At 61.6% G+C, this 26,613-nt stretch carries 18 protein-coding genes; 9 read left to right on the forward strand and 9 right to left on the reverse strand.

Going from position 1 to position 26,613, the window contains the following annotated elements; translation table 11 throughout:
• The first annotated feature begins 1 nt into the window (after position 1).
• The 7 genes from trbG to AC07VI_RS09115 all read left to right on the forward strand — a co-directional run bounded on the left by trbG (position 2) and on the right by AC07VI_RS09115 (position 5,886).
• The gene (gene trbG, locus AC07VI_RS09085; protein ID WP_492994492.1) at positions 2-901 is read left to right on the forward strand and encodes a P-type conjugative transfer protein TrbG; all 900 of its coding nucleotides are present in this window, start codon (positions 2-4) and stop codon (positions 899-901) included.
• Between the two features lie 79 nt (positions 902-980).
• Positions 981-1,394, forward strand: a complete 414-nt coding sequence (locus AC07VI_RS09090; protein WP_492994494.1) for a conjugal transfer lipoprotein TrbH — start codon at positions 981-983, stop codon at positions 1,392-1,394.
• Positions 1,391-2,743, forward strand: coding sequence for a TrbI/VirB10 family protein (locus tag AC07VI_RS09095; RefSeq protein WP_492994496.1), 1,353 nt, complete (start codon positions 1,391-1,393; stop codon positions 2,741-2,743). Before AC07VI_RS09090 ends, AC07VI_RS09095 begins: the two co-directional genes overlap by 4 nt.
• A gap of 18 nt (positions 2,744-2,761) precedes the next feature.
• A complete protein-coding gene (gene trbJ, locus AC07VI_RS09100) occupies positions 2,762-3,523 on the forward strand; it encodes a P-type conjugative transfer protein TrbJ (protein ID WP_492994498.1) in 762 nt (253 codons plus the stop codon).
• Between the two features lie 10 nt (positions 3,524-3,533).
• A complete protein-coding gene (gene trbK, locus AC07VI_RS09105) occupies positions 3,534-3,743 on the forward strand; it encodes an entry exclusion lipoprotein TrbK (RefSeq protein WP_492994500.1) in 210 nt (69 codons plus the stop codon).
• 5 nt (positions 3,744-3,748) lie between these two features.
• Complete coding sequence (gene trbL, locus AC07VI_RS09110; protein ID WP_492994502.1) at positions 3,749-5,398, forward strand: P-type conjugative transfer protein TrbL; 1,650 nt, start codon at positions 3,749-3,751, stop codon at positions 5,396-5,398.
• 35 nt (positions 5,399-5,433) lie between these two features.
• Positions 5,434-5,886 carry a lysozyme family protein gene (locus AC07VI_RS09115; protein WP_492994504.1) on the forward strand — a complete coding sequence of 151 codons (453 nt, stop codon included), beginning with the start codon at positions 5,434-5,436 and terminating at the stop codon, positions 5,884-5,886.
• Between the two features lie 142 nt (positions 5,887-6,028).
• Here the strand turns inward: AC07VI_RS09115 and AC07VI_RS09120 are convergent, their stop codons facing one another.
• From AC07VI_RS09120 to AC07VI_RS09130, 3 genes are read right to left on the reverse strand one after another with little or no spacing between them, the layout of a single operon-like run.
• Positions 6,029-10,261, reverse strand: coding sequence for a DEAD/DEAH box helicase family protein (locus AC07VI_RS09120; protein ID WP_492994506.1), 4,233 nt, complete (start codon positions 10,259-10,261; stop codon positions 6,029-6,031).
• On the reverse strand, positions 10,254-12,203 hold the full coding sequence (locus AC07VI_RS09125; RefSeq protein ID WP_492994508.1) for a phospholipase D-like domain-containing protein: 1,950 nt from the start codon (positions 12,201-12,203) through the stop codon (positions 10,254-10,256). The genes AC07VI_RS09120 and AC07VI_RS09125 overlap by 8 nt, the downstream gene beginning before the upstream one ends.
• The gene (locus tag AC07VI_RS09130; RefSeq protein ID WP_492994510.1) at positions 12,200-13,420 is read right to left on the reverse strand and encodes a hypothetical protein; all 1,221 of its coding nucleotides are present in this window, start codon (positions 13,418-13,420) and stop codon (positions 12,200-12,202) included. Before AC07VI_RS09130 ends, AC07VI_RS09125 begins: the two co-directional genes overlap by 4 nt.
• Before the next feature lie 649 nt (positions 13,421-14,069).
• On the opposite strand from AC07VI_RS09130, the gene AC07VI_RS09135 reads away from it, so the two are divergent.
• Together AC07VI_RS09135 and AC07VI_RS09140 are read left to right on the forward strand one after the other, a co-directional pair.
• Positions 14,070-16,637, forward strand: a complete 2,568-nt coding sequence (locus tag AC07VI_RS09135) for a hypothetical protein (protein ID WP_492994512.1) — start codon at positions 14,070-14,072, stop codon at positions 16,635-16,637.
• Positions 16,630-17,661 (forward strand): ComEC/Rec2 family competence protein, encoded by a 1,032-nt coding sequence (locus AC07VI_RS09140; protein ID WP_492994514.1) that lies wholly within the window; start codon positions 16,630-16,632, stop codon positions 17,659-17,661. The genes AC07VI_RS09135 and AC07VI_RS09140 overlap by 8 nt, the downstream gene beginning before the upstream one ends.
• A gap of 314 nt (positions 17,662-17,975) precedes the next feature.
• Here the strand turns inward: AC07VI_RS09140 and AC07VI_RS09145 are convergent, their stop codons facing one another.
• The 6 genes from AC07VI_RS09145 to traI form a co-directional block, all read right to left on the reverse strand.
• Entirely contained in the window at positions 17,976-18,347 is a 372-nt protein-coding gene (locus tag AC07VI_RS09145; protein ID WP_492994516.1) for a hypothetical protein, read from the reverse strand.
• A 68-nt stretch (positions 18,348-18,415) separates the two neighbouring features.
• A complete protein-coding gene (locus tag AC07VI_RS09150) occupies positions 18,416-21,658 on the reverse strand; it encodes a zincin-like metallopeptidase domain-containing protein (protein WP_492994518.1) in 3,243 nt (1,080 codons plus the stop codon).
• Positions 21,630-21,902 (reverse strand): protein TraD, encoded by a 273-nt coding sequence (locus tag AC07VI_RS09155; protein ID WP_099375900.1) that lies wholly within the window; start codon positions 21,900-21,902, stop codon positions 21,630-21,632. Before AC07VI_RS09155 ends, AC07VI_RS09150 begins: the two co-directional genes overlap by 29 nt.
• Before the next feature lie 39 nt (positions 21,903-21,941).
• Positions 21,942-22,463 (reverse strand): conjugative transfer signal peptidase TraF, encoded by a 522-nt coding sequence (traF, locus tag AC07VI_RS09160; RefSeq protein WP_492994521.1) that lies wholly within the window; start codon positions 22,461-22,463, stop codon positions 21,942-21,944.
• An 11-nt stretch (positions 22,464-22,474) separates the two neighbouring features.
• Positions 22,475-24,385 carry a type IV secretory system conjugative DNA transfer family protein gene (locus AC07VI_RS09165; protein ID WP_492994523.1) on the reverse strand — a complete coding sequence of 637 codons (1,911 nt, stop codon included), beginning with the start codon at positions 24,383-24,385 and terminating at the stop codon, positions 22,475-22,477.
• Positions 24,382-26,613 carry a TraI/MobA(P) family conjugative relaxase gene (traI, locus tag AC07VI_RS09170; RefSeq protein ID WP_492994525.1) on the reverse strand — a complete coding sequence of 744 codons (2,232 nt, stop codon included), beginning with the start codon at positions 26,611-26,613 and terminating at the stop codon, positions 24,382-24,384. Before traI ends, AC07VI_RS09165 begins: the two co-directional genes overlap by 4 nt.

Below are 26,613 nucleotides of genomic sequence, written 5' to 3' on the forward strand. Positions count from 1 at the left end.
CATGCAACCCATCCCCTTCCTGCTGATGCTGGTACTCGCCGCCGTCCAAGCTGCGGCCCAGGCTGCACCGGACGGCAAGAGCGTCGCCGACAGCTATTTCTCGGGCAAGGACCTGGTACTGACCAGGCAGGAAAAAGACGCGATCGCCATCGCGCAGCGCTGGCGCACTGGCAGCGGCACGGGCATGCAGCCAGTCCCGGGGGAAGACGGCGCAATCCGCTTCCTGTTTGGCGCGCAGCAGCCCGGCATCGTGTGCGCCGTGCTGCAGGTATGCGATATCGAGCTGCAAGCGGGTGAACAGGTCAATTCCATCCACCTCGGCGACACGGCACGCTGGACCGTGGAACCGGCCATCACGGGCAGCGGCCCTGCCGAAGTCCAGCACCTCATCATCAAGCCGCTCGACGTGGGGCTGGAAACCTCGCTGATCGTCACCACCAGCAGGCGCACCTACCACTTCCGCCTGCGCTCGCACCGCAGCGAGTTCATGCCGCGCATCGCCTTCACCTATGTCGAAGACGCGGCCGCGAAATGGGACGCCATCAAGACCCGCGATACCAGGGAAAAGCAGGAACGTACCATCGCGCAGACCGGCGAGTACTTGGGCGACCTCAGTTTCGCCTATGCCGTGACGGGGTCCGCCCCCTGGAAACCCGTGCGCGTGTACAACAACGGCAGCAAGACCATCATCCAGATGCCGCAGGCGATGGCGCAGACGGAAGCTCCCACCCTGCTGGTGGTACGCAGGGACGGCGGCCTGTTCAGCGAAGATGAAACGGCCATGGTGAACTACCGCCTGCAGGGCGACCGCTACATCGTCGACACGGTCTTCGACAAGGCCATCCTGATAGCCGGCGCCGGCCGCACACAGGACAAGATCACCATCACGCGGGAGAAATAGCATGCGCGCCCTGATGCTTGCACGCCTGATTTTTATACACCTCCTGCTGGCCTGCCTTGCGGGCTGCGCCGCGAACCGCATGGCTGACACGCTCGCCTACGGCAACCTGCTGGCAGCGCCGGTTCCGGCGCAGGAAAATGGCATCGCCGCCGACGCTGCCACGCGGCTCATCGCCAGCTATCCGCCAGCGCGCACGCGCTTTGCGCTGCAGCACGCGGCGCAGGACGGCTTCGGCAAGGAACTGCTGGAGCGGCTGCGGTCGCAAGGCTACGCCATCGGGGAATTCAGCAGCCAGACGCCGGCCGCCGCACCGCCACTGCCATCGGCAACCGGCGCCACCGCGCTGCGCTACGTGCTGGACATGGCTGCCGAGCCGGACCTGGTCCGCCTGACCCTGTATGCGGGAAGCGAATCGCTGACGCGCGCCTATCTGCTGCAAGGCGGCGCGGCGCGCCCGGCCAGTGCTTGGATACGCAGGGAGGCTGCGCCATGAGCGGCGATGAAGATATGTCGCCGGACGCTTCGCCCGGCAGCGTCCGCAGGAAATCCGGCGTGCGCAGGGTCAACAACCTGCCCGTCTACTTGGTTGGCGGCGCCATGGGCATCTTCCTGCTGGTGATGGCCCTGGTAGCCTGGGACCGCTCGGCGCAGCAAAACCGCCCGGCGGACCAGCTGGAAGCCAAGGCAGGCAGCACTAGCATGTTCGCCAGCGAGATCGCGGGCAGCGAAAAGGACGGTTTCGTTGCGCCCGCCAAGTCCACGGCCCCGCCAATGCCAGAGATACCCCCGCCCGGCGCCATCATCGTGGCGCGCCCCGATGACCTCGAAGCACCACCGCGGCCTCCTGGCGGCGCGCTGCCGCTGGAAGAGCAGCGCGGCATGGAGGAACGCGAGCGCAGCCGCATGGACAAGCTGCGCCAGCTCGACGAAGCGGTCCGCTCGCGCACCACGGTGCAGGCCGCTGCCCCGCGCAGCGCCGGTTCCGCGCCTGGCGGCGTCCCGCTCAACCGCGAGGAAGCCCTAACGCAGATGGCGGCCCTGCAGCAGCAGGCCGATGCGCAGGGCCGCGACAACCCCGCCGCAGCCTACCTGGCCCGGTTGCAGCAGCTGCAGGCAGCAAGCCTGGGAGACACCGCGTCCCGATCCGTGCCGCCAGCCGAACCGGCGGCGGGCGGCAAGGATTACCGCCAGTTCGACGCACAGGGCCAAGGCGACCGCTGGCGTCTTGACTCCCGTGCAGAGGCACCCCGCTCGTCGTATGAGCTGCGCGCCGGCTTCATCGTCCCGGCCGTCCTCATTTCCGGCGTCAATTCCGACCTGCCGGGCCAGATCGTCGCCCAGGTCAGCCAGGACGTGTTCGACACCGCGACAGGCAAATGGCGGCTGATCCCGCAGGGCTCGCGCCTGGTGGGCCAGTACTCCAGCGACATCGCCTATGGCCAGTCGCGCGTGCTGGTCGCGTGGCAGCGCATCGTCTTCCCCGATGGCAAGGCCATGGACATCGGCAGCATGCCTGGTGCGGATAGCGCTGGCTATGCGGGCTTCCGCGACCAGGTCAATAACCACTACTTCCGCCTGTTTTCCTCGGCCTTCCTGATGTCGGGCATCACGGCGGGCATCGCCATGAGCCAGCCGCAGACACTCAGCCTGGGCACGCGCCAGAACGCCAGCAGCGCCATGAGCGAGGCGCTGGGGCAACAACTTGGGCAGGTGACGGCCCAGCTGATCGCCCGGAACATGAACATCGCGCCGACGCTGGAGATCCGGCCCGGTTACCGCTTCAACGTAATCGTCACCAAGGACCTGACCTTTTTCCGCCCCTACAAGGCATTCGACTACTGACGGCAAGGAGCAGCAATCATGGACAAATCTTTAGCGGCTAAAATCATGGCGGGCATGGTGCTCTGCATTCCCATTGCGATGCAGCCGGCACGCGCCGGGCTGCCGGTCATCGATGCCAGCAACCTGTCGCAGAACAGCGTGAGCGCCCTGGAAAACGTGGCGCATACGCTCAAGCAGATCCAGCAGTACCGCACCCAGCTGCAGCAGTACCAGAACATGCTGCAAAATACCGCCGCGCCGCCCGCCTTTATCTGGGACCAGGCCAGCCAGACGATGAACCTGCTGCGGCGGGAAATCGACACCCTCGGCTACTACAAGAGCAGCCTGGGCAGCATTGACGCCTACCTGCGCAAGTACCGCAGCGCCAGCGACTACCGCGGATCGCCCTGCTTCTCGGTGCGCGGCTGCACGCAGGCCGAGTGGAATGCGATGAGCGACGCCCAGCGCCTGGGATCTGATGCGCAGAAGCGTTCGACCGACGCCCTCTTCCGTGGGCTGGACCGCCAGCAGGACGCCATGGAGGCCGACGCGCGCCAGCTTGTGAAACTGCAGGCGGCGGCGCAAGGCGCCAGCGGCCAGATGCAGGCCATCGGCTACGCCAACCAGCTGGCCAGCCAGCAAGCCACGCAGCTGCTGCAGATACGCGGCCTGCTGATTTCCCAGCAAAACGTCATCGCCACGCGCTACCAGAGCCTGGCCGACCGCGAGGCAATGCAGCGCGCCTCGGACGAGGTTGTGCTCAGCAACACCTATCGTCCCAGCCCCGCACGCGGCTGGTAGGGAGCTAGCCATGCGCCAGTCAATCATACTGTTCGCCTTGTTGGTCCAGCTGGTGGCGTGCACGCCTGGCGATCCGGCGGACTCCCTGCCGCCCGTGACGGCAGAGAACTGCGAGCCGGAGGCCATCGCGAAGATCAAGGACCGGAAGGACCGCAACCAGTTCGAAGACCTATGCGTGCGGCGCTACAGCTTCCGCCCCAGTCCGCCACGTGGATGGTGAGGTGCATGATGAAAACTGCCGGCGCCACCAGAGCACCTGCAACCACGGCCTTATTACGGGGGCTTCTCATACTATGCCTGGTACTCGTTCCCCTCGCCGCACGGGCCGAAATCGACAGTACAGGGGTGCTGGATAACGTCCTGGCACGCTACTCCGCGATTGCCGCCACTTGGTCGGCGACAATCACGACCCACGCCACACGCCTGTTCTGGACCCTGGCCACCATCAGCATGGTGTGGACATTCGGCATGATGGCCCTGCGCAAGGCAGATATTGGCGAGTTCTTCGCCGAATTCGCCCGCTTCACTATTTTCACTGGCTTCTACTGGTGGCTGCTGCGCACTGGACCTGCCTTTGCAACCTCCATCATGGATTCAATGCGCGTGATCGCCGCAAACGCAAATGGTTCCAGCACCATCCTTTCTCCATCAGGAATCGTCGATATCGGCTTTGATATTTTTGCCATGGTACTTTCAAAGTCGACCGTCTGGTCGCCGTTCAGCAGCGCAGTTGGCGTGGCTATCAGCCTGATTACCCTGATTGTTCTGGCGCTAATCGGCGTGAACATGCTGCTGCTCCTGATCAGCGGATGGATACTGGCGTATGCAGGCATCTTCTTTCTCGGCTTTGGTGGTTCACGCTGGACCTCGGACATGGCGATTAACTATTACAAGACCGTGCTGAGTATTGGGGCCCAACTTTTCACCATGGTGCTACTCGTCGGGATAGGAAAGTCGTTCATGGATGAGTTCTACACCAACATCAGTGCCGCCTATAAGATGAAAGAACTTGCCGTCATCATGGTCGTGGCCATCATTCTGCTCGCCCTGGTCAACAAGGTTCCCTCGCTAATAGGCGGTCTGGCAATGGGCGGTGGCACCGGCGCGCTTGGCAGCGGCTTTGGCGCAGGAACGGCACTGGGTGCAGCCGCCATGGCCGCGACGGCCGCAGCAACCGCCGGTGCTGCAGCGGTCGCAGGTACGGCGAACATCGCCGGCGGAGTTCAGGCGTTGATGGCAGCCGTCTCCAAGGCAAATGCTGCAGAAAGCGCAGGAAGCGGTACCCGCGACTTCATGGCCTCGGCCGGAGGCGGCGGCGGAAAAGGAGCCGCTTCAGGCACCGGTAGTGGCGCGCTCGCCGCAGCCATGGGCGACACCGCGCAGGCAGCAAGCAGCAGTGCGGAGGCTGGAAGTGGTAGCGCAGAAACACAACCAACAGGCAGCGGGTCACAGCAAGCGCAGCCTCCCGCCTCGCCGTCCAATCAGCAAAGTACGAACGGACCTGCCAACGCGGGTAGCGAGAGCAAAACAGGCCAACGTGTAGCAAAAACAGCACCCGGCATGGGTAGCCCGGCCGCAGCAGCGGAACTGGCAGCGAAAACAGCCAGGATTGCGGCAGGCACGGCGGGAAATCTGGCACAAGGAACCTGGGATGTCGGCAAGGCAAAGGGCAAACAAGGTCTTGCGGCGGCCGGTGACCGCGTCGGCAAAACCATCGGCGGCCAGATTGCTGCCGCCATCAAGTCCCGAGATCAAGTTGGAGCGCCGGATACCGGCGCATCAGCGATCGACGACGGCAGCCTCTCCGCAGGAGACAGCTCTTCCGCAGATCCAACTGGGGAGGTGGCGGCATTCCGCGACCGCAAGCCCGAATAGCTCCTCACGCCCCAACGGAACAAAGGAGAAACAGCATGCTCGACCTCCCTCCCCTGCAGCAGGAACGCATCGTGTGCTCGATCACGGCCGCCATCAAATACCAGGTGCCCGCGAATATTCTGCTGGCAATTGCCGAGAAGGAAGGTGGCAGGCCCGGGATGGTTGTCGCCAACAGAAATGGCACTTACGACATTGGCCCGATGCAGTTCAACACTGACTATCTCCGTGGACTGGTGCGACATGGTATCTCGTCGGCGGATGTCGCGGCCAAAGGTTGCTACCCTTACGACCTTGCCGCCTGGCGGCTAAGGCAGCACCTGTTGTACGACATGGGAAGCGTATGGGCCCGAACTGCTAACTATCATTCGCGGACCGCAAAATACAATCTACGGTATCAAGAAGATATCATTATAAGAGGACGCAAGTGGGCGCTTTGGCTGGAATCGAATTTTCCCACATACAAACTGACCTCCGGAGACCCAAGTTGATACAGCGACAGGAAAAACTTTTTCCTAGTACATCGACGAGGAACCCGGTTTCATGACAACGACAGTGTAGTAATGCTGAACTAGCAACGCCATAGCAACAATACCGATTCCGGCCTTGTGAGCGCGGCGCGACAACTGTCCATTAACCTCTTTGTCTGCGGATTCGCGTACCCGCTGCCACCAAGCGATCCGACCGCAATAATTTTCGGATAAGTGACGCTCCGGTCTCCGCGATAACAGGTCCCGTCCGCGCATAGCCCATCCACCGGGCCAATGCCCGGACTGAGTGCTCGCGCTCGATCCAGCCTGCACTCTCTCTGCTCAGGGCTGCAAGGAACTGCTCACGCAAGTGTCCGTCGTCATAGTCTGCTATCGATTTTGCCAATAAATGAACCATACCAGCTTGCCGCACGACAATCCCCCGCCGGGAAGCCGCGCGCAACACTCCTTCCAATGCCTGGCTGATACCTGCCACCGCACGTTGGTAGCCAAGTCCGTACGCTACTTGCCGGATCAAGTCTTCCGGGCTCATGGGTCCCGCTGACAGCAAGTCACGGACGATGCACATCGCATTGTTCTCCTCAGCCCATAAGCGCAAGCTCGGGTCAAGGCGGGATACAGCCTCATCCTGATCGACTGCATCCTCGTCATCCTCTTCGCCAGCGGTGAGGATTTGCAGCAAGCGATCAGCCTCGGTTGCCACTAGCGAGGCAGTAAAGTCCAACTCCTCGTGGTCCAAGTGCGCGAGTGGATGCAGCGCTCTCACCGCCAACGCGAGATTCTCATCAATGTGAAAATCAACCATATCGAACACGGCATTGCGGCGCACCGTATGCAATTGTGCCTGCTGCCCGGCAGAAAGCAATGCCGCCGTTTGATCGGTGCTGAGGACTTGCGCCGTCAAGAGCACGTAGTTTCCGCTCGCCCCCCATCGCACGCGCTGCCGGCGCTGCCCAAGTTCGAAATGGTAATCGAGCTCTCGCTCTCCGGCCTCCTCGACTCGATAGGCACCATGCTTGCCGCAGAGTGCACGTATCATGCCCGGGAGCGATGGCGCCGCGGTAGCCGGCGGTGGGCAGCCGCCGGCCTCAGCGACCCGCCGGCATAGATCCAAAACCTCGCCGCCAGACAAGACGCTCGCTCCACCGGCATATATTTCAGCGTTATACGCAAGTGTTCCCAGCTTGCGCACATCCGTATCGGAAAAGAACAGGATGCGGGAAAACACATCTTTTTGCAAGTCCCTCAGCCCGGTAAGGGTAGCGCTGGCTCTAATACCTACCGCTGTTTCGTCGGCAGACAACGACGCAGTCACCGACAGCAGCAGGTGTGGCCGTCCACGCGCGCCACGCACCGCCACGCGCACGCCATCTGCGCCGTCCCACTGGAGCTGCCCAAACATTGAGCGCCATACGACATCAGCGCCAGTACGTCGCCTCAGCGCAGACTCCACCAAGCTCTGCACATGCCCGATACGCGCACGCATGACTTCATCCGCCGTCTGCAAAGCGTCTATGTGATCTTTGCCTTGTAGGCGCGCATCTGTAATTTCAAATGGACTCTTCAGGAGCTCCGCAAGAGGCTCTTCGATAGGGCTGCGATCTCGCACCTGCTCAGCCAGGTCAACCGTCGTGCTCGCCGGAGGCTGGCTATCACCAACCTTGTTCATCGATAGCAGGAATTGGTTCAGGTTGCGTGCAGCCTGACGAACTTGCAAAAATTCGAGACTCTCTCGAATATGGGGAAAAACGACCTGGATGAAGTGATCATTGATATTCGCCTGCGCAGCGTGCATCGAGCGATGCGCCATTGATGCGATACGGTCCACGCGCCCTACCTTCTGCTCCAGCGCGATGGGACTGGCGGAGATACCATAGTGAATGACGCTATCGCAGAAGGTATGCAAGTCCTCGCCTTCCTGGAACACATCGGTCGAAATAAGAACGCGCGGGTAGCCCGGCATGCGGAATTTGCGCGCGATCGCCGATCGGCTGGCGGAGTTTTCTCCGGTTGCGCCGAGCACCGGTGACAATGGCTGAAGCTGCCGTGTGAGGTAGGCAGTCAGCTCCGCCAGTTTCTTGTCACCGGCTTCCTCGAAATTCTGCTTCAATACGAGCGACAAGTTAAGACACAAGTCTCGCAAGATGGTGTAGGAGCTGAAGGCGTGCGGCTGTCGGCTTTGTTTAAGCAGCAAAGACACGAACTCGGCAATCAACCTGTCATCGGCGCTACCGTCATCGCGCTTGCCGCGGCTGGCTCGCAGAGAATAAAGGTCAACGAAAGGATGATCGAGGCGGCAAACCGCCGCTGCCAGGCGGCAATGCACAAATATATCGCGAATATGCCTTACAGCGTCGGCCTCGTCATCCGATGCCAGCAGATCGAAAATACCTTCAGTCCAATCCATACCAAGAGCGCGTAGCTGGTCGTGCTGGCGCAGCGCTTCCCAAAAGGTAGGCCACTGAATCGCATCGACTATGCCGGATGCTTGCAACACTGGCTGGATAGACGGCATCGCGTCGTCGGTCACGGCCAGGATGCGCCTTGCGACGATCGCCGGCTTGCCACCCGCAAGAGCCACCGCCGACAGGTAGGCATGCTGTCCATGCTCGAACTGCTGCAGGCGCGTGGCGCTCGGCGCAAGCGGCGGCACCGTCATGACCCGGCTGAAATCAAGCTGCGCCGGATCCGGCATGCCTGGCAACTCTGACCAGTTTGTGGCGAACATCATACTGGACGATGCCAACATGGTGCGGTAATTTGCCGGTGTGGTCACGAGACGGTCGACAGCGATGGCAAGCCGCTCGTTGTCGCCACGATAGAACCATGAAAAGAAACTGGATACGTTACCTGCTTCAGAGCGCTGCTCATCGTCGAGCTGGCCGTGGTTACGGTCGCCCACCAGCTTCAGGTAGTCGCCAAAGAATTCCGTCACCACCGCATCACCGGCCAGGTAACACCCTATCCAGTGGTTGTACTCGTCCTCGATTTTAGCTTTGAGTTCTCCCACGCTGGCGACCCTGCGAACAAAGATAAGCTGTTTCTTGTTACCTTCCAACGCGGACTGAGCGGCCCGGCTGGCGATTTGGTCCATTTTTGGGTGCGGCGGAAATGCGTGAAAATTTTTCTGATAACTGCTGACCAGCACCTCAACCGCATTGCGGTCAGGCACGTCGCGCTCTTGCTCGCCAGCCGCACCCGCTTGCTCTTCCAGTCCATCGAACTGTACCGGCTTGCCCTTGTGCGCCGGCAAATAACTCTCCAGGGATGCAAGCATGCCCAGTTCAAATTTCCCACTATGGTTTTCGTTAAGGGATTCGCTGACCTTCTTCTGCAGCAGCGCCGCGAACAACTGCTGCTTCAGGCCCAATTGAATTTCCGCCCCTTGGCCAGAACGATGCTCGGTACGGTACATATTGCGTGTATGGGCCTTACCAGCCAGATCCAGCGTGTTCAAACGCCTTACCATGAAAGGCAACAAAGCAGCGTGTACCTGCCGCCATCCGGCTTCTTCGGGCATAAGCAGCGGAGTATCCTTGGCAAACAGCTTGAGTTGCCGCTGCAATTGCTTGATGTCGCGGTCAAATGGGGTGGCCGACAACAACAGTACGCGTTGCGCCCGCAGCGTCGATAGATTTTCCGTGCCCAGCACGGTCGCTAGCAATTGGTTGCGGTCGGCGCTCTGTAGCCCCCGGCGGTAGTTATGCGCCTCGTCCACCACCACCAGATCGAACTGGGGCAACATGGCGTTCAGGGCGCCGGCCCAGCATTGCTTGACGCGCTTTTTGATATCGGACAGTTCAGTGCTATCGGCGGATTGCTGTTCGAGCTCCGCAACCAGCTTCTCGACCTGGCGTGCCGCTTGCGGCAATTGACTGCGGAACTGCGACAAAGTTGTGAGCAACTCTTCGCGTGTGCCGCCCATGTGCAGGCTGAATGCCGAAGCACAAATAAAGAAGTCCCTTGCACTATCGGTGGCCACGGCTTGCATCAAGTCGGCCAGCGACTTGCAAAGTCGATACGGCGCCGCTGGTTCGTTGCCAAATCCTTTAACAATGCAATCATGTCGCAAATAATTTTTATCGATGAAACTGCGGTAATCCTTCCGCCACTTATCGCGCACATTATTCTTGGGCAGCAGATAAAGCACCCTCAGCGCCGGCTGAAAACGGCGCATCAGCGCAACCACGCCAAGCGCAATATAAGTCTTCCCCATGCCAACCTCATCCGCAAGATAGGCGACGTTGTGCTCGGCGAGCATATTATGCAAGGCAACGGTGCCGCGTAGCTGCTGCTCCGCCAGGCCGACAGCCAAGCCATCCTTTCCGGCAAAGTCAATCAAGGCACGGGCGGTGGTAATGGACAACTTATCCAATCTGCGACTCCTGGTTTGCGGTGGCGGTGACTACCTGCCGTACCGGTGAAATGAATGCCGTTTTGATCCAGTCCAGGTAGCCCGGAGGCAGCTCACCAAACTGGGGATCTCGCTCCGCCAGCGCCAGCAACTGTTTGACCTGTTCGCCGAGATCGGCGCTGGCGTCCGCGTAGAGCGACAGCAATTCAACCAGGTTAAGCAAGGTCAGATAGCGTACGATCAGCGGCAACTGCGATGCTGGTTCATCGACACTGAGCGAGCGGACCAGGCTAGGCAGCGAATCCGGTTGCTGTCCAGACAGGTAATACGCCAGTTCATGCTGTTTGCCCGCGATCTGGGCGGCTGCCAGCTTTTTCCGCAGGTTCCAGAAGGCGCCATTCACCTCGGAGAATTCCGAGAAAAAGCTGCCCCGGCCATCGTCGACGGGCAGTGGCGGCAGGAACTCGTTGAAAGCAGCACCATCTTGCGACAGCCTGATCTGCTTGACAGCCAGTTCGGTGATGACCTCCATGCGCGCTTCCGGATGCATATTTTGGAAGATACGCAACAAGTCCCGGACCTCCAGTTCAGGTAACGAGCTTGGGCGGCAATAGACATTGCGTTGCGATACCAGGATGGAGCGCTGCGCACTTTGCGCCCCGTCCGGCCTGGTCCATGTTGCAGTGACAAACGCTGACTGTTTCAGATGCCGCGGCAACCAGCCGACGGACGGCGTAGTCGGCATGTCGGCTGTGAGCCCGTAGCCCCCATGCCTATCTCCCTGCGCGTCAAACAACGTCAGCACGCCGGTCTCGGGGCTGATGGCCTCAAGGCCGGCACTGTGCCAGTCGTAGCAGAGATGTATCGGCGGCATGGAGGCCGCCGCATCGACCGTCTTGGCCTCAGCCAAGTCGGTCGACGAGAAGCCTTGCGCGGCAACGCCGCGTCCCAGCAAGCAAGGCTTGAGCGTGCTGCGGAGCAGAAAGCCCGCTTCGACGTTCTCATGCAATGCCTTGTAGCTCAGGTTGACGGAGCCAACAAAATACCAGCCCTGCCCCGCATAAATCTTGGCGTGCAATTTTCGAAACCCCGACCTGTCCGCAGGCAAGGCAAAGCTGGTGCGCATTTCGTCCCGCCAGTCCTTCCAATTGACGTACTCCGATAATTTCTGGTAGACGGCTTCAGACATCGCAGCAGCACCGCTTTCATCGGTGGGCAGCAGCAGCGACGGTCGGCCAAACGACTTAAGAAATGCAAGCACCTTGGGATGGTCGCCCTCTTCAGAAAAATACGGACTGACGATCTCCAGCGATTGACGATCAACGGACTCCAGCGCGCTGGGAAAGGACTGGCGCTCTTTTCCCGTACCGGAAAAATAAAAGGTGCAGCCAGGGTCGTCCGGTCCGACCATCCACTGTTCCACCGTCGCTTGAAGCGCGCCCAGCGCGGGCACGGCACGATACTGGTTGTAGTACTGCAGCGCCGCCACCAGTGGCCGTACGATGTTGCGGGGCGCATAAGTACTACTGAGCTCCACCCAATGGCCGACTTCAATATTGGTCCACCACCCTGCCCTAGTCAGGTTGAACGACCCGGCTGCAAGGATCAGGGCAGTACCTCCAGATACATCGCTCACCTCGATTACAGCCAGTTTGGCATGCTGGCAAGCACCATCGACACGGATCGGAATATAGTCGACTTCGAGCCGGGTTGTATAGCGTGGATCGAACACGTCAAAATCATAAGCAAGCGCAAATCGGCCGCAGCTGTCGCTCAGCAGCGACTGCAGTTGGTGATAACGCACTGTTTCGTCGGTCGACAACGCTGGATCTCCCAGCAGTAGCGGCAAGACGTCGAGTTCGAAAAAATCCGGATCCACACAATATGTGGAAAAGAACGCCCGCTCGACTTTGCGCTCGCGAAGCGCCAATTTAAATCCTTCGCTAATAGTCAACGATTTCACGCGAGCCCCTGCTCAGTAATGGAAAGGAATGCGCTGACAAAATAAGTAAAGCGCCACTGCTCTCCCAGATGCCGCAATACGTCGAGGCTGTTCTGGTGATCGCTCGACACGCGCACAATGAGGTTGGCTCCCTCCGCCTCGATCCATGCGGCGCCGCCGCGCGCGCGCATCAGCACCCGGTTTTGTGCCAAAACCGCATCGATCACCTTAGCGGCACTGCCCTCCTGCGCAGCCGATTGCAAGCGCATCAAGAATTCGCGGTGAGGCAGTTTTGTCTCCTGCTGCCATTCGGAACACCAATCCATGGCAGGCATTTTCGCCTGAAGCTCTTGTTCTATGCGCATCATGGGCTCGCCGTTCTTTTTCTGCAGCCAGCCCATGACGCTATCGGCAAATTTCAATACGGGATCGACGGTCTGAATCCGCTTCAGCGCTGTTTTCAACTCTGACGTACTATCGGATCGCGTTAGCACCCAATCACAGAAATCCATGCTGCGATGCTCGGCGCGTCGATCCAGCGCAAGATATGCCTGCGCATGGAAAAACAACTCTTGCTGCATAGCTCCGCCGTGCTGGAATGCCAGCAATGCGTTGACGGCCATGCTGCGCATAGCGGGCTCGGTAAGTGCGCCCCAGAATGCCGATGCGAGCCCGCTTGCCGATATTGTGCTCTTGACGAGATTGTCCCCGGCCGTCATTTGAACAAACTCGGCCCACCGCTCTTCGCCCAGTTGTTCCTTGATCTTGTAAATCACGGCCGTTCCGGCCGGGGTCGGGCGGCGACTGGCGCCGGCGATCAGTCCTGCACCTTCCAGCGCGCTCGAATACAAACCCCACAAGCCGTAGGCAGCTTGACTGGCAAGCAACTGGGCTCGGGCCGATATACCCAGTGGAATTTTGGCCTGTTCGAAATTCTTTTTGGCCTGGGTAATGCCAAGAAATCCGCGCGAGCCCTTATCGGCCGCCAACTTCAGATAGGCCGCTACCTGCTCCGCGCGCAAATAGCGTTCGCGCACCGTTGCCGGGTCCGTGACCTGTTCATTTGCGTGGGCGCAGCAGAGCAGCGCGACCATGAAGTTATCAAGATTCGCCGTGACCGTAGTGAGGTTACCGACGACTTTACGTCCAAGGAAGCTCCAGGTAGCCTCGGCGCCGAGAGGATCGCGGGAGCCTTTTGCGCGCGCCCGGTCGTCAAGGGCAGAGAAAATCGTAAACATTTATTTAGCTCTCATCAGGAAACGCCATGACAGCGGGGATATTAGTTAATTTCAATAAGATAAGCCGGTGCATCCGCTGAACTATTCCACAGGCCCACCATTATGAGCCCCGCTTTATCTTTATCAATGCCGAGATCACGATCAAACGGGACTGGACAGTTAGAAATACCGATCCAAGTTAGTGACCGAGAGTGTCGCCCGACACCTCGAACGGGGTTTCCACCTCGCGGGCACCTCGACGCCGCATTAACTGGCCGGACGCTGCTACTAAAGTGAGGGAAATTGCACCTGAGACAAATGCAATGCCGTAAGCGGCCAAGCTCTCAAGTGGTGAAGGCTGATTGCCCATAAAAAATGCTCCTTGAGATAATCGAAACAATGAAAATGGTTTTCATTTTTTGAAGCGTCCAACTGCGGAAAAAGCGATTCCGGCAAACAGCAGCGCGAGGACCACAGCCAATTATCGGCAAACCACCGACAATCCGTGTCGCACTGCAACTGCCCCTATTCATGATGCATGTTTATGATCAAACGGGACTAGACAGATAATTTCATTTCTTGATCAACATGATATAAGCAAATAACATTTCCCATGGGAAATTCTATTTGCATTGATGTTATAATAGCCACAATGGAAAATGGATAATGAATGATTACTGGTGATAGCGAGTGGCTGGGTGAGCATGCGGCAGCGGCGCCTAGGGTCCGTGCAGCGTTAGGTATATTGTTGGCGCGCGGTGATTGGACTTGGTGGCGTCACCCCGGCGCGGCATCGACCATTATGCTTGCCTCTGTCGCGCCATCCGGCATTGCGGAGTGGGGAGGCGATCCCGCAGTATTGGATGCTGCGGAGTGGTTAGATCTGAATGCCGCGTTGGCGATCGCCGAGGCTTTCCGTGTGCTGGTAGCGCGCCGCCAAGGCGACTTGCGTCTCAAGGTCCAGCGCTCTGTATATGATTGGGGCGGGTCGCCCTCCGTCCATGAGATTTGCGACGACCTGGGTCACGCCTTTGACCGGGAGCGCATCTTTGTCGAGTGGCCCACTGATCGCCGCCCTCGCCGTGCGCCAGCGTCCACCAGCCAAGGTGTCCGCGTGAGCTCAACGCAGCACTTGCAGCAGACCGCCGCGAAACTCATCGATTCAGTCCAAGGAGCGAACTGGGGCTTACCGGAGCAGCCTGCTACGATCTCCATTGCCACGCTGAAAGATCTTCTGCAGCACCCTTTCTCAAGCGAATTGCTGATCATCGTCGACACATCTCTTGAAGCGCTGCTGCCGCACATCGATACGATTCGCGCGACGACGGGCGCCCAATGCGCCATTTTTTTGCCAGCAAATCAACCCAACATCGACCGCTGGCTGCAGATCTTCGGTGCCAGGGTCACGGAGCAAAGGTCGATTGATCTGGCGCTGAGTAGCGCTAACCGCGAAGTCTCACGATTCGCAGTCATTGTTGCGTCCACGCAGTCGTTCATGGTGCAGTCTTCCCGCACCCTCCTTCCTTCGTCGACCCGCGCGCGGGAGCGCGACGAACGGCTGAAGACGCCTCGACCAGTCCATTCTGCAAGGGTTAAGAAGCACATTGGGCAACGTCGACTGCCGCCGCCTCCCAATCTGGAAATTTTGGGCATGAGAATGGAGGCGCCGCCGCCTACTGTGCGTGTCATGGAAGCGCGAATCAAACAAAATGGGCAAACGGTGCGTGTGTTTCCCCCTCATGGCAGAGTTGATATTCTGATCAGCATTGAGCCCATGTCGCCATTGAAACTTGGCACTCCCGCCTTTCCGGAACAAAACATCGCTTGGCATGGCGATCAGAAGGCCTTGCAGGTTCACTTGACCGAAATGGGAGCTGAGACACGCTCAGCTCCCTTACTGTTGCCCCGCAGCGGCCCCTCGACGTCGGTGCCTTTCACCTACACAGTAGCGCCTGACCGCGCCATCGATATATGCTTTTTGGTGTGTGACGGCAGTTGCATTCTACAGACCGCTCGGCTGCAGGGCGCTGCCGGCACACCCATTCGATTCTTTGTTGAGGCCTTCAACTCACCTCTTGAAAATCACAAAAAAGGCTTCGATGTTTCCTTACTAGTAAACGATAGCCTGGGCAACATACCAACGACAACAGTCCTGACCTGCGAAGGTATCCGCCTCAATGAAATGGACGTGTGTGGCATAGTGTCAACGCTCGACCATTTACGTGCGAACCTAAGCGCTTGTCTACATCCAAGTGGCGGCTTCAGTACCTCGCTCTTCAATTTGGCCAATTCCGGCAGACTCCTGCTGAATGAATTACGTGACCTTACCCCTGAGTGGCCTTCTACCATGACCAGGGTCCAACTGACAACGCCGGCAAATGTCCACTTCCCGATCGAATATCTTTACGATGGTCCCCTTCCCGCAAACGAGGATGCTAGGTTGTGCGATCATCGCGCTGGGTGCCTCACTTCGGGTGTCGCCATAGATAATTGCACGATCAGAGCGGCGCGACAGCAACTATGCCCCATGGGGTTCCTGGGTGTTACTACTGTTATCGAGCGCCAGACTTGGGCCAAGAACATGGGCAGGACTTTATGGTTGAGGCAAGCGAGCGGCCTCGGGGAGCGCAATCGGGTTACCGATCTGCGCCGCGCGCTATTTGCTGCATCGCACAGAGCTGATGACTTCCGTGACCATGAAGTTCGTCCTCCATTCACCCTGACGCGCACATCAAACATTGAGACACTGTTTAACGGCGAACGTAAATACACCTGGCAGGAGTGGAGCCAGTCTATCGCAGCCATCAAGCCAAAGCTGCTGGTCCTGCTACCCCACTTCGAAAACAATCACCTTTATATCGGCCACGACGACAAGCTTGCTCTGGGAGCACTTGAGCGAACCCATATTGGCGACGCCGATCCGATCGTCGTCGCGATTGGCTGCAATACCGCCATCGGCCTCACCGCAAATTCCGGTTTGCCTGCAACCTTGTTGCGTGAGGGCGCTAAAGTAGTGATTGCCGCACTAACAGGTGTTCTAGGCCGCTTTGCAAATATTGCTGCCGCCGACATCACCACCCAGCTCATGGCAGCATCGATGTCTAGCACGACGGTCACGATCGGTGAATTGATCACCCGTCTGCGCCGTGAGTTTCTGGCAAAAGATAATGCCTTGGGCTTGGTCCTTATTGCGTTCGGGGATGCAGACATATCCCTTGGAGCCGACCGGCATGAGTGACTTGCTGGAGGTCAAGCTGCTTCAAGCCGGGCATGGGGACGCTATCCTCGTCAGCTACGGCGAAAGTCCCGTTCGGCATATCTTGGTCGATGGCGGACCGACTCAGGCACTGCCGAATCTCTTGGAGGTGCTGGCGGCGGCGCGCGAGGATGGTACACTGAAGCTGGAGGCCCTAGTGGTCACCCATTACGACTTCGATCATATCGGAGGCATTATCGCGCTGCTGAAGCAGCGCCCGGCTTGGCTACAGATCAACGACATCTGGTTCAATGGATGTAAACATCTCGCTCCCGCTGATATGTTGGGACCACACCACGGTGATGCCCTTGCCGACCTCATCGACCGTAACCGTCTTCCATGGAACGCAGCGTTTCAGGGGCAAGCGGTAACTGTCATTAATGGACGTGACATTCACTTACCCGGCGGAATGACTGTCAGAGTGCTATCGCCCACAGCACGGGAGTTATCTGCGCTGGCGAAACAATGGCCGGCGGTAGTGGCGGGAGACGCCGACTCTGCACCGGGGGACACACTAGGGCACGGAGACAGTTGGCCACCACCATCGTTCTTCAGCTTGGTAGATAAACGCTTCTCACCAGATACTTCCGTAGCTAACGCAAGCAGCATCGCCTTGCTACTGCAGTTCGCCCATAAACGGGTGCTGTTAAGCAGCGATGCCCACGCGGAAGTGGTAAGCGCAGCACTGGCAACTTACTGGCCAGCACAAAAAGTGCACATTAATCTGCTGAAAGTTTCACACCACGGCAGCCAATCAAACACCTCCGCAACACTCCTGCAGGTACTCTCATGTCGGCGTTTCGCCATCAGCACCAACGGAAAAATCCACGCGCATCCGGACCAAGTTTTGATTGCGCGTATCCTCGCTTCAAGCAGCAATGCGGAACTCATTTTCAACTATCACACAACATTGACGGCGAGGTGGGAACAACACCCTACAGCTTGGCCCAGATACTTGACGCGGTATCCCTGCAACGATGACCCATTCGTAAATATCATCATCTAATAACGCGTCAAACCTGTCGTACCTGACGAGGGAATCAGGTTCGGGTCCTACGGAAGGTACCCGGCTCGCGAAGTGTATCGCCAGCGTCCTTCGCTAAAAAATCATGATACAAGGACAGGGCTACTTGAAACCGACGTAACCACTGGATAGTACTCGTCAATGGGAGACTACGGGATTGTGGATGCTTGCCCTGACGTTAAACCGCTACTTGTAGCATCCCCTGAAAATAGGGAATTAACCACAGCGGCTCACCCGAATCTTTGACTTATTAATACTATAGGCTTTCAGAAAACACATTCATCAATGCGCCCTTATCAATCAATAGGATACACAACTTGGGTATATGCGCCATTGAACAAATGCGCTGCCTTCCGCACAAAATAGGCGCACGGCCCCTCTCCTCCATCAAAAACAGCAAGAAGGAACCAGGATTGGTCGCCATCCGGCTTACAGGGCTGCCACGCAGATAGTGCCCCGGCAGGATCTCCGGCCAGAAACTTCCTGTAGCTATCCAAATCCTTGGCGTCATCCTCCATCCACACCCGCATCACCTCCAGGCGATGCGCTAGCAGCCAGTTGTCCCATGACTCCTGATCTCCGTCGTCGAAAAGCGGCAGGTCAGGATGGCAGCGCGCGCCGCCTGTATACATAAGCAGCGGCGCGGCCTTGATCGGCAAGACGTTCATTTTCGGGCCTCCGTTTCATTGCTTCCTGCTTCTGCCCCATCTGAAATGGGCCGCCACGCCGCATGCAGTCACTGCGGTCCTGACCTGGCTAGCCGGCGCTGCAGCGGTTCCCGCGCAAGAGACAAGACATCCTGATTGGCATTGGCCTGCCGGCTTTCAATTTCAGACTGCACAACTGGCCGCACCTGCCGGTCCAGGCCTTCCATGCCCAGCCGGCTCTTGCTGGCCAGGTCATTGAAGTCGGTGTACCCCTTCGGATCAGCCGCCTGCTCGCCCGGGGCGAAGATGGGCAGCAGCACGCGACCGCCAGTCAGGCGGCCCGCTTCCTGTGCCTTGGCCTTGCCGGGATTGATCCCCTGCGTTGCTTCCAGGTGCTGGTCGTTGTCCCCGGCGATGATCACCGGCTTGCCCGGAAAGCGGCCGTGCAGCGCCTTTGCCACCAGCGGCAGGTTGCCGGAGTCAAAAGCGGCCACGGTAGCGAAGCCAACCGACTTTGACAGGCTGGCGGCGGTCGCATAGCCTTCCGCGATGACCAGCGCAGGCGCCCGGGCCAGCGCCTCCAGGCCGCCGACGGCATGGAAGCAGCCTGTCTTGCGGCTGTCGCGCGCGAAGCGCTTGCTGCCATCCTCGCCGATGTATTGCATGCTCCACTGCTTGCCATCGGCGTCGGTGGCGGGAATGTAGCTGGTCTTGCCTGCCTTGTCGGTGAATATGCCCGGGGTGGGCTGCAGCCCTTTCGACACCAGGTACGGCGTCGGTTCCGCCATCGGCAGCAGGCTGGCCATATGCCGCACGACGCGGCTCGCCGCTGCCTCTTGCAGCTGCGCCTGAGCGGCTTGGCGTTCCTGCAGCCTGGTGGCCGCTTCGGCCTGCAGCCGGGCTTTCTGTGCCGGGTCGAGCGCATAGCCCTTGTATTTCCAGTCCATCGCCTCGCCCGTCTTGTTGTTCTTGATATGGCCTGCCGGATGGCCATCGAGGTGGGCGACATAAAAGCCGGAGCCGGAATGCTCGCTATGCTTTTCCCCTTCCACGGTGATCCGGTGCTTCTGCCCATCCATCACGGGATGCCCGCCGCTCACCACGCAGCGCAGGCTGCGCAGCGCATCGGCAAACTCCTCCTGCGCCGTCATAGCGGGCCCCTGCTGGGGACCTGCCTTGCCGGGCATCCAGCGTGCCAGCCGCGCCATGTTCGCCTTCGCTCCCGCATACCAGGACTTCGCCACCTTGTCCCATGCCGCGCCCGCGGCCTTGGCCAGCTTGCGTTCACCGTAGGGCACGGCCAGGTACTGGCGCAGCTGGCGCGGTGCGGCTGGCATACCGTCACTCGGCTCCTGTCCGCCAGCCCCCTCCGAAGCGGGTTGCCGGTACCACTTCCCGAACACGGCGGGATCGCCACCGGGCGGCACCGTCCACGATTGCGCCGCCCTGTCCCACCGCGCGCCCAGGGCCTTGGCTTCGTCCTTTTCCCTGAAAGGCACGGCAAGCAGCACGCTGGCGCCCGGTGCGGCCTGGCCGCTGCCCTGTTCAAGCTGCGCCACCCGGCGCTGCAGGTCCGCGCTGCCGGTGACGGCAGCCAGTTCCGCGCTCTTGCGCGCTTCGCGTGCCGCAACCAGGTCTTCCGCGGCGCTGGCGGGATCCCGCCGCACGCGCTCTTCATGCAGGCGGGCCAGTTTCACGGCCTTCTCGCGTTCATCCGTTTCGGAGTGCGCGTCGATCAGCGCCAGCCTGGCCGCCAGCTGTGCCGCTTCGCGCTGGGTGCCGCAGTCGGCCAGCCACTGGTGGCGGCCGTCGCCCTGCTGCGCGTAGACGCTCCAGAATTCCGGCCTGAGGCCTAGTTGCTCGGCCGATGCTTCCTGCTGCTCTCCATCCACCTCGCCAGTGGCCATGCCCTGCACCATCACGCGGCCGTTCCAGTCGTGCGGCAAGGTAAAGCCCAGATGCCGCATCGCGGCTGCGTCCAGAACGGCGCCGGCCTCGCTGCCGCCACCACGCAATACCTGCAACCGCGCCAGGGCCACGTCGCTGTCGCCCGCATTTTCCATTTCCGCCTTCACGATGGTCTCCCCTTCCACCCGTTCCGCGCGCTTGTCCACTCGGGCCGCGCCGATCACATGCCAGTACTGTTCCTGGGCCGCTGCCACTGCCTGCTCCACTTCCTGCGATGCAAAGCGCTCGCATTCGAAGTCGCCGTCCGGCCCCCACACGACGCCAGCGAGTTTCCGCCCGTCCGCCGCCTCCATGCTGCGGTTGGCGGCCTGCGACTTTGTCACGTAGCTGCGTGCCGCTTCCTCGAGCGCGGCGAAGGACTGCGAAAACAGGTCCTTGCCGCCCACCCGCTCCCTGACAGTGAAACTGGCAGCATCCGCGCCAACAGGCGCCTGCTGCGGCGACGCAGCCTGCCCCAGCGTCTGCACCTGTTCCAGTCCCAGCACATAGGCCTGGATCTTCTCGGCCCCCGACGCGGCGCGGAAAATCTCCAGCGGATCGGACTGCAGCGCGCGTATCCATGATCCGACATAGGCCGCGTGCTGGCCGGGATCGTGGCCGATGCCCAGCTCGTCGCCCAGCAGCATGCTGGCGATTTCCGCGCGCAGCTCTTCCCGCGCATATTCCTCGCTGCCGAAGGGATGGCCAAGGTCGCGGCCCAGCCGGCTGGCATGCCCGGTCCAGTGCCCGAGTTCATGCAACGCCGTCGCATAGTAATTGTCCGCCGTGGGGAACTGCTCCTTGCCTGGCAGGTGGATGGTGTCGGTGGACGGCCGGTAGAACGCGCTATCGCGACCCTCGCGCCCGCCATGCTCGATGGTGGCGCCCGATGCCTGCAATATCCGCTCCGCCCGCTCGGCCGGCGCCCAGGCAGCAACTGGCCGTGGCGCCAGCGGTGCCAGGCCGTCGATCTGCGACGCGTTGAACACCGTGGAAAAGAACATCTGCGGCCGCTCCAGCCTGACGGACTGGCGCGCCTGGCGGCCGTCGCTGCCCAGCACCGGCTTGCCGTCGGCATCCGTCTGTCCCTGCTCCTCGCTGAATTTCCAGTACTGGATGGGCGTGCCCTTCTCGCCTTGGCGCACCTGCGCACCGGCGGACGCTGCCTGCTTGTAGGTCATCCAGCGCTGGTCCGCATGGCCTTCGCTCATCAGGTGCAGGGCGTTGATGCCCTTGTAGCGCTTGCCCGTGGTGGGATTGAACGGCAGGAGCGCTCCCGGCTCGCCCGGCTGCCAGGGCTTCTGCCAGGGCGCCGTGCCTTCCCTGAGCTGCGCCACCAGCTTCTCGGCGATCGTTTCAATCAGTGACTTGGGCAGGTCGTTCATGGCTGGTACTCCCTGTCAGGGGCAGCGGCGCGCTGGCATCGGCCAGGTCGACGGCGCCTGCCGCCGCATCGTGTTCATCCACGGCATCCTCGGCAAAGGAGCCGGCCTGTTCGGCTTCATCCGGCGCGAACTCGGCCCGGCTGCCTGGTATGGCGGCGTCGCCCAGTTTTTCGCGCAGGACGGCTGCCATGGCCTGTTCGTCGGCCATCGCGCCACCGGTCTGCCTGTCTCGTGCATTCTTCATCGGTTTCCTCCTCTTCTACGTGGTTGAAAATGGAACCTGCTACCAGGTCAGCACCGGGACGATCACCGTGCGGACCTGCATGCGCTGGACGGGGCCAAAGTAGCGCGCGTCGAAAGACCGGGGATTGGCGTCCGCCATCAGCAGCAGCTGGAATTCGCTGAGGGTGTAGCGGTCAGCCTGGAAGCGTGCCATGGGACGGCCATTGCCATCGGTGGCCAGCGGCGCGCTGTGCGCCAGCAGGCGCCCGTTGACGCGCACGCCGTCCGGCGCCACGCTGATAGCGTCATTGCCCGCGCCAAGCACTTTCTTCATCATGTAGCCATAGCCGCCGGGACAGAAACCCGCACCGATATAGCCGCGCCGGCGCGCCTCCTCGAACACCCCCAGCTGGGGCGGACAGAACATCACGAAGCGCCCGGGCGCCACCGGGGCTGAACTGGTCCAGTACAAGCCGCGCGGAATGCTATGGCTGCTGTTGATGCGCGCGCCAGCCAGGTGGACTGCCACGCCCAGCACCTGCAGCGCGGCGCCCAGCGAGGCGCTCCAGGCGCCGAGTTTCACGCATGTCCTGTTCATAGCCGTATGCCCTCCCCTTCGGCAGGCCGGTGCGCGTGGTGCAGCTTGTCGCTTTTCGTGGGCGCGGGGATCGCAGCGCGCACCTGGAAGACCGCATCCTGGAAGTACAGCGGCTGGCGGCCGTAGATCGCCGGATAGCCGGCCACGTAGACGACCATGTCGCCGGCCTTCTCGATGTCGCCGCTGGCCGACTTGACGGGGCCGGGCATGCGCAGGCACTCGTCCGGCGTGAGCAGAGGGCGCTGCGTTTCCTGGATGGTGCGCGACACCTGGGCCAGCAAGGCGCTGGTGCGGCGCCCGCTCGTCGTGACCTGCTCCTTCGCCACCGTGGTCTGGCCCGTCAGCTTGGACAGGTGTTCGGCCGTCTCCAGTCGGTTCGGTGGATAGGCATTCTGAATATGGCAGCTCGATGTGATGCTTTCATCGGGACCATAGCCCGTTTCGCGGCTCTTGAGCTGGTTGATATCCTGGCAGATCAGGTAGCACTTGATGCCGTAGCCCGCCAGGAAGCCCAGCGACTCCTGCATGATGTCCAGCTTGCCCAGGCTGGGAAACTCGTCGAGCATCATCAGCAGGCGGTGCCGGTAGCGCGCCACGGGACGCCCGTTCTCGAAGCTGACACGGTCGGCCAGCTGGCGCACGATCATGTTGACCAGCACGCGCACCAGCGGGCGCAGGCGCGCCTTGTCCGTCGGCTGCGTGACGATGTACAGGCTCACGGGGCTGTCGTGGTGCATCAGGTCGCGGATGCGGAATTCCGAGCGGCTCACATTGCGCGCGACAATCGGGTCGCGGTACAGCGACAGGTAGGACTTGGCCGTCGACAGCACGGATCCGGCCTCCTCCTCGGGCCGGTCGAGCATGTCGCGCGCGGCCGAACCCACCACCGGATGATTGCGCCCGTCGGCATGGCTGTAGGTGATCATTTCCATCCACAGCTCGCCGATGCCGCGGTTCGGGTCCGCCATCATGGCGTCGACCACGGACAGGGTGGCCGTCGTGCCTTCGGCGCGCGCCTTGTACAGCGCATGCAGGATCACGCCCACGATCAGCGCCTGGCTAGTCTTTTGCCAATGCGTCTCCAGCCCCTTGCCGTCCGGGTCGACGATCAGGGTGGCGAGATTCTGCACGTCGCCCACCTCGTGCTCCGTATCGAGGCGGATCTCGTCGAGCGCGTTCCAGCACACGCTGCCCTTGGCGGCGGCCGGCTCGAAGTACAGCACCTTGTTTCCCGCATGCTTCTGGCGCCAGCCCGAGGTCAGCGCCCACAGCTCGCTTTTCAGGTCCGTGATGACGGCGCTGTGCGGCCACGCGAGCAGGGTCGGCACCACTAGGCCGACACCCTTGCCGGAGCGGGTGGGCGCGTACGTCAGCACGTGTTCCGGCCCGTCGTGGCGCAGGTAGTGCTGCCTGCCCGCCCGGTCCAGCCAGGCCCCTACGTACACGCCGGCGCTGGCCGGCTGCGCCCTTCCGGCCACCAGCTGCCACAGCGAGCGCGTCGCAGGCAGCAGGCCGGCGGCGCGGATGTCCGTGATGTTCGCCCAGCGCGCCGAGCCGTGCAGGTACTCGCTGGCGCGGGCCGAATTCACCGAGATCATCCGGGCCACCAGCAACCCGATCAGGCCGATCCCCGCGACGCTGACGCCCACGCTGCCCGCCTGCATCAGCGCATCCGGATACTGCCCGCGCCATCTGGCAGCCCAGCCGACGATCGCCCATGGCGGATAGACCTGGCTGGCATGCCAGCCCAGCGCGCTCTGGTAGTGGAAGGCGTGGGCAAAGAACTGGGTGGCCGCCTGGAAGCCGCCAACGAGGGTGAGCGCGGCCAGCGCCGGGATGGCCTTGCGGGCGCCCCGCCGTGCGCTGCGCACTTGGGGGCCGACGGCATTATTGAACCTGTCTTTCATCTGGTCCGTCCTTTCGTCTTGATGACGCCGTCAAGCGTCACGGTGACGGCATCACCGGGGGCCAGCGTACGCAAGCGCCTTGCTGCGGCGCCGCTCACCGGCAGGACCATCGTTTCCGCGCCCCGCTCCAGCAGCGCCAGCACCTGGCCGCCCGCCTCGCGCAGCCCGGCGAAGACAGCCGGCCCCTTGACACCATCATATCGTTCAAATTTCGGTATATCGGACAATCGCGGCTTTGTTTGTTCCTGCTCAAGGAGGAAGGCATCCACTGCCGCCGAGCCGGTATCCCGCCTGTCCGCTACGCCTCCCCGCCCAGAAACATGCCGTCGCATGCGCTGATCTGCTGCGGCTCCTTGCTGCTCCACGTGACCAGGTACATCACGCGGCAATAGCACTTCAGTTCCACTGCCGATGCGAACCATACCGAGTTGGGACAGCTTTCGCAGACGGTTCCTGGCTGCGGGCGGCGGATGGCCTCCAACGCCGCCAGGGTCGGACTGTGAGTGGGAGCTGCGCCGATGTCCGGCGCCTGCGCGGCCGGCCGCGGTGGCGGCGCACGCTCCAGCGACTCCAGCGCCTGCTCCAGCAGCGCGTCGCGCTGCGCCTTCACCGGGCTGTCCGCCCCGGCGCGGTTGCCTTGCCTGTTCATCCTGCTTCTCCTTCGTGCCTACGGCACGCAACAGGTCCTGCCGGCGCCGCTCCAGCACGGCGTCGTCGAACGTGACCGCCAGGTGCGCGGCAGCCGCCGCCTGGATGACCTGGTCCTGGAACGCGGCGCTGCCATCGACATGCAGGCAGCTGCCATAGCGCGAAACCGCCATGTCCAGCGCCAGCAGCAGGCCCGCCTGCGTGGCGCCGCGCGTGATTTTCAGCTTATGCCCGTCGTCGCGGATCGTCGTCGCGCCAGCGCAATAGATGAGCGTGCCATGCTTGGTGACGCTGTCCTGCCGCAAATCATTCGGCGCCTGCGCCCCGCTTGCCTCACTTGCCAGCGGGTTGCCGGCCAGCGTGTTTCCTGCCAAACTCTGCTTGCCGCCGCGTGCGCGCAGGGCGGACAGCGCCTGTGCGTCGCCGGCCCCGGCACGGGTGCGCAACCAGTCCGCCCAGGCAAGGCGGCCGTGCTGGCTGCGGATGGCGCGGCGCTCCGCAAGGTAGCCGCCGTTGATGCGTTCGATGTCCGCCATGAGCGTCTTCGCGGCTGCCGCATGCAAGATGCGTTTGGCAAAGGGACCGCTGGCAAGTATGCGGATGGCAGCCCGCTTGAGCCTGCCCCGGCGCTTCGCCTCGGCAATCAGGCGCTGGTGCTGTGCGCGTGCGCCCGCCAGGGCGCCAGCGCGCACCTGGACGGCGTCCTGCTGCTGTTCCTGGTAGAGCGCATACAGCGCGGCCGTTTCCACGCGCAGGCGCAGCGGCTGGCGAATTTGGCTCGCTTGGCTAACATGGCCGCCGCCTGTCCCGGCCGGCCCGGGAGTGAATGGCCCCAGCCGCGCTTCCAGGCGCGCCCTGGAGCAGTCGCGGTGCACGGAACTGGCCTTCACGGCCGTGCCGTCGTCGGCCAGGATCACCAGCCCGTTGCCCCGTTCGCGCAGCGCCAGGCCGTGCGCAAGCAGCACGCCGTGCAGTTCCTGCCACGAGGCCGCATCCCGCATCTGCGCATGGCATGCGCGGCGCACCAGTCCCAGCAGGCTCTCGATGCCGGCGTGGCGCTCCATGTCCATGGCGCGGCTGGCGGCGCCCGTTTGCCGCGCCTGGTGGTTGTCGCGCTGCAAGCCGAACTCGTCCTCCAGCGCCGCGCACAGTTGGCCCAGCGTGGCATGGTCGCGATAAGGCTGGTGGATCGTGTAGCGGGTGGGATGGATCTTGTTGATGGCGATATGCACGTGCAGGTTGTCCGTATCGTGATGCACGACGCTGATGCGTTGGTGCGCCCCATAGCCCAGCCCGTGGCAGATGCGTGCCTCCACGGCCTGCAGCACGGCCGGGGGCGGTTCTTCGCCGGCCGGAAAACTGAGGATCAGGTGATAGGTCTTGTCCGATAGCGCGCGCTGGTTCTGCGCCTGCGTGTTGAGGATCTCGGTGACGGCCACTGCGGCCTGGTCCGACTGGCAGTTCGTGACCGTCACGCAGCCGACGCGTTCCCGCTTGGCCTGCGCATCGGCCAGGTAGGCGAGCAGGCTGGCAAAGCCGCTTTTCCGGGCCACCTTCATCGGAACATGCTTGGCAATCAT

It is taken from the genome of Janthinobacterium sp. GW821-FHT03A03 (assembly GCF_059421435.1).

Excerpts from the sequence above, each read along its gene's own strand:
- trbG (WP_492994492.1), top strand. The coding sequence starts at position 2 with ATGCAACCCATCCCCTTCCTGCTGATGCTGGTACTCGCCGCCGTCCAA.
- AC07VI_RS09090 (WP_492994494.1), top strand. The coding sequence starts at position 981 with ATGGCTGACACGCTCGCCTACGGCAACCTGCTGGCAGCGCCGGTTCCG.
- AC07VI_RS09095 (WP_492994496.1), top strand. The coding sequence starts at position 1,391 with ATGAGCGGCGATGAAGATATGTCGCCGGACGCTTCGCCCGGCAGCGTC.
- trbJ (WP_492994498.1), top strand. The coding sequence starts at position 2,762 with ATGGACAAATCTTTAGCGGCTAAAATCATGGCGGGCATGGTGCTCTGC.
- trbK (WP_492994500.1), top strand. The coding sequence starts at position 3,534 with ATGCGCCAGTCAATCATACTGTTCGCCTTGTTGGTCCAGCTGGTGGCG.
- trbL (WP_492994502.1), top strand. The coding sequence starts at position 3,749 with ATGATGAAAACTGCCGGCGCCACCAGAGCACCTGCAACCACGGCCTTA.
- AC07VI_RS09115 (WP_492994504.1), top strand. The coding sequence starts at position 5,434 with ATGCTCGACCTCCCTCCCCTGCAGCAGGAACGCATCGTGTGCTCGATC.
- AC07VI_RS09130 (WP_492994510.1), bottom strand. The coding sequence starts at position 13,420 with ATGTTTACGATTTTCTCTGCCCTTGACGACCGGGCGCGCGCAAAAGGC.
- AC07VI_RS09135 (WP_492994512.1), top strand. The coding sequence starts at position 14,070 with ATGATTACTGGTGATAGCGAGTGGCTGGGTGAGCATGCGGCAGCGGCG.
- AC07VI_RS09140 (WP_492994514.1), top strand. The coding sequence starts at position 16,630 with ATGAGTGACTTGCTGGAGGTCAAGCTGCTTCAAGCCGGGCATGGGGAC.
- AC07VI_RS09145 (WP_492994516.1), bottom strand. The coding sequence starts at position 18,347 with ATGAACGTCTTGCCGATCAAGGCCGCGCCGCTGCTTATGTATACAGGC.
- AC07VI_RS09150 (WP_492994518.1), bottom strand. The coding sequence starts at position 21,658 with ATGAACGACCTGCCCAAGTCACTGATTGAAACGATCGCCGAGAAGCTG.
- AC07VI_RS09155 (WP_099375900.1), bottom strand. The coding sequence starts at position 21,902 with ATGAAGAATGCACGAGACAGGCAGACCGGTGGCGCGATGGCCGACGAA.
- AC07VI_RS09165 (WP_492994523.1), bottom strand. The coding sequence starts at position 24,385 with ATGAAAGACAGGTTCAATAATGCCGTCGGCCCCCAAGTGCGCAGCGCA.
- traI (WP_492994525.1), bottom strand. The coding sequence starts at position 26,613 with ATGATTGCCAAGCATGTTCCGATGAAGGTGGCCCGGAAAAGCGGCTTT.